Origin of the sequence: uncultured Allobosea sp. (genome assembly GCF_945956895.1) — a bacterium.
Lineage (GTDB): Bacteria > Pseudomonadota > Alphaproteobacteria > Rhizobiales > Beijerinckiaceae > Allobosea.
On sequence record NZ_CAMFJF010000096.1, the window covers coordinates 1 to 7,929 of the forward strand.

Annotated in this window: 10 protein-coding genes; 1 reads left to right on the forward strand and 9 read right to left on the reverse strand. The window is 66.3% G+C overall.

From position 1 onward, the window contains the following. Window positions 1–90: 90 nt before the first annotated feature. A complete protein-coding gene (locus Q0Q02_RS21970; protein ID WP_293812716.1) occupies window positions 91–477 on the forward strand; it encodes a RidA family protein in 387 nt (128 codons plus the stop codon). Between the two features lie 31 nt (window positions 478–508). Here the strand turns inward: Q0Q02_RS21970 and Q0Q02_RS21975 are convergent, their stop codons facing one another. The 9 genes from Q0Q02_RS21975 to Q0Q02_RS22015 all read right to left on the reverse strand — a co-directional run. After that, on the reverse strand, window positions 509–1,240 hold the full coding sequence (locus Q0Q02_RS21975; protein ID WP_293812718.1) for an amino acid ABC transporter ATP-binding protein: 732 nt from the start codon (window positions 1,238–1,240) through the stop codon (window positions 509–511). Beyond that, the gene (locus Q0Q02_RS21980) at window positions 1,221–1,874 is read right to left on the reverse strand and encodes an amino acid ABC transporter permease (protein ID WP_293812720.1); all 654 of its coding nucleotides are present in this window, start codon (window positions 1,872–1,874) and stop codon (window positions 1,221–1,223) included. Before Q0Q02_RS21980 ends, Q0Q02_RS21975 begins: the two co-directional genes overlap by 20 nt. Beyond that, window positions 1,874–2,566 (reverse strand): amino acid ABC transporter permease, encoded by a 693-nt coding sequence (locus Q0Q02_RS21985; RefSeq protein WP_293812722.1) that lies wholly within the window; start codon window positions 2,564–2,566, stop codon window positions 1,874–1,876. Before Q0Q02_RS21985 ends, Q0Q02_RS21980 begins: the two co-directional genes overlap by 1 nt. 233 nt (window positions 2,567–2,799) lie before the next feature. Further along, window positions 2,800–3,570, reverse strand: a complete 771-nt coding sequence (locus Q0Q02_RS21990) for a transporter substrate-binding domain-containing protein (RefSeq protein WP_293812731.1) — start codon at window positions 3,568–3,570, stop codon at window positions 2,800–2,802. Window positions 3,571–3,691: 121 nt separating this feature from the next. Next, window positions 3,692–4,669 carry a 2-hydroxyacid dehydrogenase gene (locus tag Q0Q02_RS21995; protein ID WP_293812724.1) on the reverse strand — a complete coding sequence of 326 codons (978 nt, stop codon included), beginning with the start codon at window positions 4,667–4,669 and terminating at the stop codon, window positions 3,692–3,694. 19 nt (window positions 4,670–4,688) lie between these two features. After that, a complete protein-coding gene (locus Q0Q02_RS22000) occupies window positions 4,689–5,450 on the reverse strand; it encodes a GntR family transcriptional regulator (RefSeq protein WP_293812725.1) in 762 nt (253 codons plus the stop codon). Between the two features lie 291 nt (window positions 5,451–5,741). After that, window positions 5,742–6,518 carry a sulfite exporter TauE/SafE family protein gene (locus Q0Q02_RS22005; protein ID WP_293812727.1) on the reverse strand — a complete coding sequence of 259 codons (777 nt, stop codon included), beginning with the start codon at window positions 6,516–6,518 and terminating at the stop codon, window positions 5,742–5,744. Between the two features lie 144 nt (window positions 6,519–6,662). Beyond that, complete coding sequence (locus Q0Q02_RS22010) at window positions 6,663–7,352, reverse strand: ankyrin repeat domain-containing protein (protein WP_293812729.1); 690 nt, start codon at window positions 7,350–7,352, stop codon at window positions 6,663–6,665. A gap of 76 nt (window positions 7,353–7,428) precedes the next feature. Next, on the reverse strand, window positions 7,429–7,929 hold a 501-nt coding region (locus Q0Q02_RS22015), incomplete at its 5' end, for a heme-binding protein (protein ID WP_367275052.1).

The following is a 7,929-nucleotide window of genomic DNA, read 5'->3' on the forward strand; positions in this document are numbered from 1 at the left end:
AGTCCAGCTCGCCTCGATCCGTATCTGGTTGCGAAGTTATGAGTCGGTCACCTAGACCTGATACGACCCTATGCCTTGGATCGTCAGCTCATGAAACAGCCGCTCACGCCCGCTTCGCTTGCCCCGCCCTTCGGGCAGTATTCGCATGGCATGAAGGCCGATGCGCAGGGCGTCCTGCTGACCTCCGGCCAGCTCGGCATCGCGCCTGACGGCAGCGTGCCGGAAGATGCCGGTGAGCAGGCCCGCATCTGCTTCGAGAGCATCGTGGCGATCCTGCGCGAAGGCGGCTTGTCGATGGCGAATATCGTGCGCCTCAACGCCTTCGTCACCGACCGCAAGCATATGCCGGCTTATATGAAGGCGCGCGACGAGGCTCTGGCCGATTGCCCGGTCAAGCCGGCCTCGACGCTGGTGATCGTCTCCGGCTTCAGCCGGCCGGAATTCCTGGTCGAGGTCGAGGCGACGGCCGTCTACTGAGCCGGCCCGTCCCCCCCCAATCCGAAAGCGCTCAGTGAGCACCCGCCTTGACGAAATTGGCGAGCTCCGGCGTCTGCGGGTTGGCGAAGAGTTCCTTCGATGGCCCGCTCTCCCAGATCAGCCCCTGGTGCATGAAGACGGTGGTGTCCGCGACGGTGCGCGCGAAATTCATCTCGTGCGTCACCAGCAGCATGGTCATGCCGCCCTTGGCGAGCTTTTCCATCACCAGCAGCACCTCGCCGGTCAGCTCCGGATCGAGCGCCGAGGTTACCTCGTCGAACAGCATCACCTTCGGCTGCATCGCCAGCGAGCGGGCGATGGCGACGCGCTGCTGCTGGCCGCCGGAAAGGTTGTCCGGGTAGCTGTCGAACTTCTCGGAGAGGCCGACCTGCGCCAGCACCTCCTTGGCGAGCGCCAGGGCCTGCGCCTGCGACACGTTCTTGGTGATGCGCGGCGAGAGCATAATGTTCTGCCCCACGGTCAGATGCGGGAACAGGTTGTAGCTCTGGAAGACGATGCCGACATCCTTGCGCAATTCGCGCAGCTTCGTCGGGTCCTGGGTCATCGTGTGACCGGCGACCTCGATCTTGCCGGCATGGAAGGTCTCGAGCCCGTTAATGCAGCGCAAGAGCGTCGACTTGCCCGAGCCCGAACGGCCGATGATCGCGACGACCTGCCCGGTATCGACGCTGAGCGAGACGCCTTTCAGCACCTCCAGCGCACCGAAGCGCTTGTGGATGCCTTCAATGAGAACGGCTGGCATTCATCACCTTTTCGAGATGGCGGCTGAGCCGGGAGAGCGGGAAGCAGATCGCGAAATAGATCGCCCCAACGAGCGTGAAGATCTGGAAGGCCTGGTAGGTCGCGTTATTGACCAGCATGCCGGCGCGCATCAGGTCGACGAAGCCGACGACCTGCACGATCGAGGTGTTCTTCACGAGCTGGACCAGGAAGCCGACCGTCGGCGGCAGCGAGATGCGGATCGCCTGCGGCAGGATGACATGGCGGTAGGTCTGCGCCGTCGTATGCGCCAGCGAGGCCGAGGCCTCCCATTGCGGGCGCGGCACGGATTCGATCGAGCTGCGCCAGATCTCGGCGAGATAGGCCGAGACATAGATCGACAGCGAGGCCGAGGCCGCGAGGAAGGGCGGCAGCTCGATGCCCAGCGCCGAAAGCCCGTAATAGCTCATGAACAGCACCATGAGCACCGGGATCGACTGGATCACCAGGATGTAGCCGGCCGCGAAACGGCGCAGCCATCGCACCCGCGACAGGCGCATGATCGCGAAGACGCCGCCAAGCGCGCCGCCGATGAAGAAGGCGATGGCGGTCAGCGCCAGCGTCCAGCCGGCGGAGCGCAGGATGAAGAGGGCCTCGGGCCAACCGAAGGTCTGCATCAGGCGGCCTCCCCATGCGCTTCGGTGAGGCGGGCAAGGCCCGACACCTGCGGGAAGAGCTTCCGGCCGAGCCAGTTCAGGAAGAGTTTGAAGGAGAGCGCCAGCACCAGATAGAGCACCGTCACGACGATATAGGTCTCGAACGAGCGGAAGGTGTCCTGCTCGATGATCGCCGCCGTGCCTGAAAGCTCCTGCACCGAAACGAAGGAGCAGATGCTGGAGGCCAGCATCATCAGCACGAACTGGCTCGACAGCGCCGGCCAGACCCGGGCGAAGGCCGGCTGCAGCACGACATGCTTCAGCACCTGCCATCGGGTCATGGCGAGCGCCAGCCCGGCCTCGATCTGGGACTTGTGGATGGAATCGACGCCGGCGCGAATGATCTCGGTGGCATAAGCCGCGAGGTTGAGCGTCATCGCCAGCACGGAGGCTTCGAGCCCGTTGAGGCGGATGCCGATTTGCGGCAGCCCGAAGAAGATCATGAAGAGCTGCACCAGGAAGGGCGTGTTGCGCATCAGCTCGACATAAGCGTCGACGATGTAGCCGGCCCAGCTGCCCGCGAGGCTGCGCAATGCGGTCATCGCCGTCGCCAGAACGAGCCCGAGCGCGATCGCGACGAAGGACAGCACGATCGTGAGCCAGACCCCGTTGAGGATCATCGGCCATTTGGAAAAGACGTCTTGGAAGAGCAACGGCGCGCTCCTTCGGCCTCAGGGGTAGGTCGAGGGTCGCCGGCGCGATATGCGGAACATCGCGCCGGTGTTTCGATGGTTGGAAGACAGAGCCTCCAAGCCCTCATCCTGAGGAGCGGGCTTTGGCCCGCGTCTCGAAGGATGTTTCAGAGGGCGCTGGATCATCCTTCGAGACGGCCGCTGCGCGGCCTCCTCAGGATGAGGGCTGTGTTTCCTTCCAATCTCCAACCGGATCAGAAGGTCGGGAGCGGCGGCAGCGGGCTGCCGACCCACTTCTGGGCGATCGCGTCGAGCTCGCCGTTCTGCTTGACGTAGTAGATGAAGTTGTTGAGCCACTGGCGCAGCTCATAGGCGTCCTTGCGCATGGTCATCGAGTTCGGCTGCATGCCGAAGACGAATTTGAGCTCGGTCTCGGTCTCGCCGCGCGCCTTCATGGCGGCGTTGGCCTGCGCGTCGGGGCCGGCGATGGCCTGGACCTGGCCGGAGAACAGCGCCTGCATCGTGGTCGCGTCATCCTCGAAGCGCAGGATGGTGAGGTTCAGTTCCTTCTCGCGGTTGGTGAACTCGCGCTCGACGCTGGAGCCACGGTTGACGCCCACCTTCATGCCCTTGAGATCGGCCCAGGCTTTGATCGGGACGTTCTTCTTGGCGTAGATGCCGGTCTGGAAGGCGCTGTAGGGGATCGAGAACATCACGGCCTTGGCGCGCTCGGGCGTCGGCGCCAGCGTGGCGACGAGGAAATCGACCTTGTTGGCTTCGAGCGCCGGGATGCGGGCCGGCGGGGTGAGCTGCACCATCTCGACCTTGACGCCGAGATATTTGCCGATCAGCGCGATGACGTCTGCGTCATAGCCGATGGCGTTGCCCTGGGAATCGACCGAGCCGTAGGGCGGGGCGCCGATCAGCACGCCGATCTTCACCGAGCCGCGCTTGATGATGTCGGTGACCGTCTGGGCCGAGGCCTGGCTGGCCGCGAGCATGCCGGCGCCGAGCGCGAGGGCCATGCCGGCAATCTTGAGATGCTTGAGCAGTTTCACCTGATGTCTCCTCTCCTGCGGCCGTACCGCTTGTCATGGCCCGGCTTCTGTCGGCCTGTTCGGGAAGAACGTGACGCCTGTCGCTGCGTCAGGCGCTGGCGCGCACGACGTTGACGAGCGGCTCGCCGGCGAAGCGGCGCTTGATGTTCTCGGCAATCACCCTCTGCCGGCGGCTGATGGTGCCGCTCGTCCACCCGGACATGTGCGGCGTCATTAAAACGTTTGAAAGTTCGTAGAGTGGCAGATTTGAGGGCAACGGATGGCTGTCCCCAGCGCTGGGGTAGCGATACCAGGTATCAATGATGGCCCCGCCGATCCGGCTGGTCTTCAGGGCGTCATACAGCGCCTGTTCGTCGATGGTCGGGCCGCGCCCGACATTGATCACGACGGCGCCCGGACGCATCGCCGCGAAGGCGGCGGCGCCGAGTATGCCCCTGGTCTCCTCGGTGAACGGCACGGAGACCACGACGATATCGACCGAGCCGCAGAACTCCGCGAGCGCATCGAGCGTGAAGGCGCGGTCGACCAGTGGCGAAGTCGGCACGGCGCTGCGATTGGCGACATGGACCTTCATTTCGAAGGCCTTGGCTCGCGCCGCGATCGCCTTGCCGATATGGCCGAAGCCGAGAAGCCCGATAGTCTGGCCTGCGATCTCGCCATGGACGCGCTCGGGCGCCCCGGCCCAATAGGCCCAGTCGCCTTGGCGCAGGCGCCGGTCGGCGTCAGCCAGCGGAATGTTGCGCGCCAGAAGCGCCGCCATCACGTATTCGGCGATCGCCTGCTCATGGCCGAAGCAGTTGCAGACGGCGGCGGACGGCGGCAGCGCACCGAGATCGACCATGTCGTAGCCGGCGCCCGGCACATGGAAGAGCTTGAGCCCGGCAGGCTGCGGCAGGCCGGCATCGAACTTCACGCCGACGATGACCTCGGCCTCGGCATAGGCCCTCTGGTCGGCGCCTGCTTCGAGATGATCAGGCAGCAGCCGGATCTCTGCCTTGTCGCCGACCAGCCCGACGAAGCCGTGGCTGAAGGAGGCGGCATTCTCGCCGTGAAAGACAATCCGCATGATCCTATACGTCCTTCCGTCAGGTCTTCAGCAGCGGCTCGACCCCGCAATCCAGCATGGATGGGTCGATCACCGCTTCCATCTCGTCGAACATGCCGTCCACGAAGCCGATCAGCGCGTCCGAGGCCGCGGCGGCGTCGTCCGCCAGGCGCGCCGCGATGGCGTTCAGCACCGCGATGTGATGGTCGATCGAGACCGCGAGGCCGACACGCTGCGGCATCGCGCTGTGATAGATGAAGCCGATCCGCCGGAAGATCGTGTGCAGCGGGCGCAGCGTGTGCTGGAGGAACGGCTCTGCCGCGGCCGAGAGCACGGTCTCGTCGATGCGGCGGTCCAGCGTGTTGAACTCGGCGAGGCTCAAGCTGTCCCGGCGTTCGCGCAGCAGGCGCTCGATATGCAGGAGCTGGTTGCGGTGGGAGGGACCGGCCCGTTCGGCCGCGAGCCCGATGACGAAGCGTTCGAGATCGCGGCGCAGCCGCAGCAGCACGCGCTCGCGCGCCAGATCGATCGGCGCGACCTGGAGGCCATGGCGCGGACGGACGGTAATCAGCGTATCCGCCGCCAGCCGGTTGACGGCATGATGGACCGGGGTGCGGCCATAGCCGGTCATGTCCTGCAGGTCCTGCAGCGACAGGAAGCGGCCCGGCGGCAGCTCGCAGGTGATCAGCATCGCCTCGATGCGCTCATAGGCGAGCTCGAACAGGTTGACGCGGTTGCGCCGCTTCGGCGCCGGCGCCTCCTCCACCTCGGCCTGTCGGGGCTGGATCGCGCTGCGCGCCATTCCCGGTTTCCTCCACAAGGGCGCTCTTGACCGGCGCCCGTTGGGAGGGAGCGTAGACATGTTGTGAAATTTTACAAGGGAGTGTTTCTCGCTGGCAGGGCCGCAGCGACGAGGCACAGATCGGGACGGCTCGACCGAAGACGTCCTGGCTTGTTCCGGGATCGCAGCGTCATCCCGGGCTTCCTCCGGGATCCATCGAAGGGCTCAGGACCTCTACGATGGATCCCACATCGGTGCTGCTGCGCAGCTTGTCCGGGATGACACAGCTTTTCCGCCCGGTCTCGCCGCCATCTAGGCGCTGCCCCACAGCGCATGAACAGATTGCACGATGGCGAAACCGCTGACCGCGAGCAGGATCACGATCGCGACGACGCGATAATGGCGCTGCAGGGCGGAGCGAAACAGCCGCGTTCCGATCACCTGCCCGAGGAACAAGGCCGGAATGGTCACGGCCGCCAGGAGCGCCGTCGACGCGACCAGCAGCCCGGATGCACCCGCAAAGCCGATCGCGACTGTATCCGACAGCAGGAAATACAGGACGATCGAGGCGCGCCCGACATGCATCGCCGTCTGGGCATTCAGGTAGAACAGTACCACCGGCGGGCCGCTCATCGCAGCCGCGCCATTGAGCAGACCGGAGAGGATGCCGACGCCGAAGGTCGCGGGCGCGCCCGGCTCGCGGCTCGCCTTCAGGCCGGCCGCGAGCGCGCAGGTCGTTGCGAGCACCACGAGCGCGATAACGAGGCGCATCACGTCGGCCGGCAAGGCGGCGAGGCCGTAGAGGCCGATCGGCGTCGCCAGCAAGGCGCCGGCGACGAGCAGCAGCACCGAGCGCAGATGCGCCGAGCGCCAGAGGCCAGGCAGCAATTGCAGGCTGCCGACCACCTCCAGCAGCAGCACCATCGGCACGGCGGTGACGGGATCAGCGATCAGAGCGAGCAGCGGCACGGCCACCAGCGCGAAGCCGAAGCCGGTATAACCGCGCATGATCGCCGTCAGGAAGACGATGAGGATACAGGCCGAAACCTGGCCCACGCTGAATGGCTGCAGCAAGCCGGCAATCGTCATGAAGCCCCCGCGAATGGACCAGCGCCGTATGGGCCCAGCCGGGTCTCCTGCCTAGAGCCATTCCGGCATAACTGCTTGGCGGCTTTGCATGGTGTCGAAGCAGTCCGGCGACAGCTTTGGCGCGCAAGGCATGAAGGCTTGGCCTCAGCGGGGAGCGCCAGCCTCCAGCAGCGCGACCATCGCGGCGTAACCACGCGCCCGGGCGTGCTGCAATGGCGTGACGCGCTGACCATCGCCGAGATTGCGATTGGCGCCGGCCGCCAGCAGCGCTCGCACCGTCTCGATATGGCGCTTGCCGCCGTCGCCGAGGATCACCGCCTCGATCAAGGCGGTCCAGCCGAGGTTGTTGACGTGGTCGAGCGGCGCGCCGGCCTTGATCAGCTCGCGGACGATGCCGTCATGGCCGAGATGGGCGGCAGCGATCAGCGCCGTCCCATCATAGCGGCTGGTGGTGAGCGTGGCGGAGGCGCCCGACTCCAGCAGGGCCTTCAGCGCCGGCACGTCGTCGCTGACCGCGACGATGGTGACGGCGTCGTAGCGCTGGTTATCGAACAAGCCGGGATCGGCGCCGGCAGCAATTAGCGCGCGGATCGCCTCGACCTGCCCGCGGAAGGCCGCGACATGCAGCGGCGTGCGGCCGTTGCCGTCGCGGGCGTCGAGTTTCTCCCCGGCCTTCGCGAGGCTGCGGATGACCGTGACATTCCCGGAAGCCGCCGCGGCATGCAGGCCGCGATAGGCGGCGAGCTCGGTCGCATCGGGCGGCGTCTGTGCCACAGCCCGGCCGGCCAGCGTTGCCGCGACCAGGGCCGTAGCGATCAGCAACATCCTCACCATCGCAGTGCTCCTTTCACAAAGCGAGGCAGGCGGCCGCTTCCGCAACCGCCTGCCCAGTTTCAGCTCTGATCCAGGCTCAGCGCAGCTTCGCCTTCACCTTCTCGATGCCGGCATTGGCGCATTCCTCATCGATCAGGCCGTTCGGGGCACCGCCGACGCCGACCGCGCCGATCACCTCGTCGCCAACCTTGACCGGCACGCCGCCGCCGAGCAGCAGGAAGCCCTCGATCGCAGCCACGTTGCGCTGGGCCGGGTTCTTCTCGACGCCTTCGGCCATCGCGGCGGTAGCGTTGCGGGCCGAGGCCGAGGTGAAGGCCTTGTCGCGGCTGGCGGCAACGGTGTGCGGACCGGCCCGGTCGGCGCGGAGCACGGCGCGGGTGACGCCGGCGCGGTCGACGACCGTCGCGGTGACGTTGAAGTTCTTGGCGGCGCAGGCCTCGACAGTCGCCTGGGCGATTTCCTGGGCGATGGCGAGCGGCATGTTGCGCTCCTGCAGGACCTGAGCGCCGGCAGCGGCCGGAACGAGCGCGAGCACAACGGCAGCGGCGGCGAAACGGATCTGGGTCATGATCTCTCC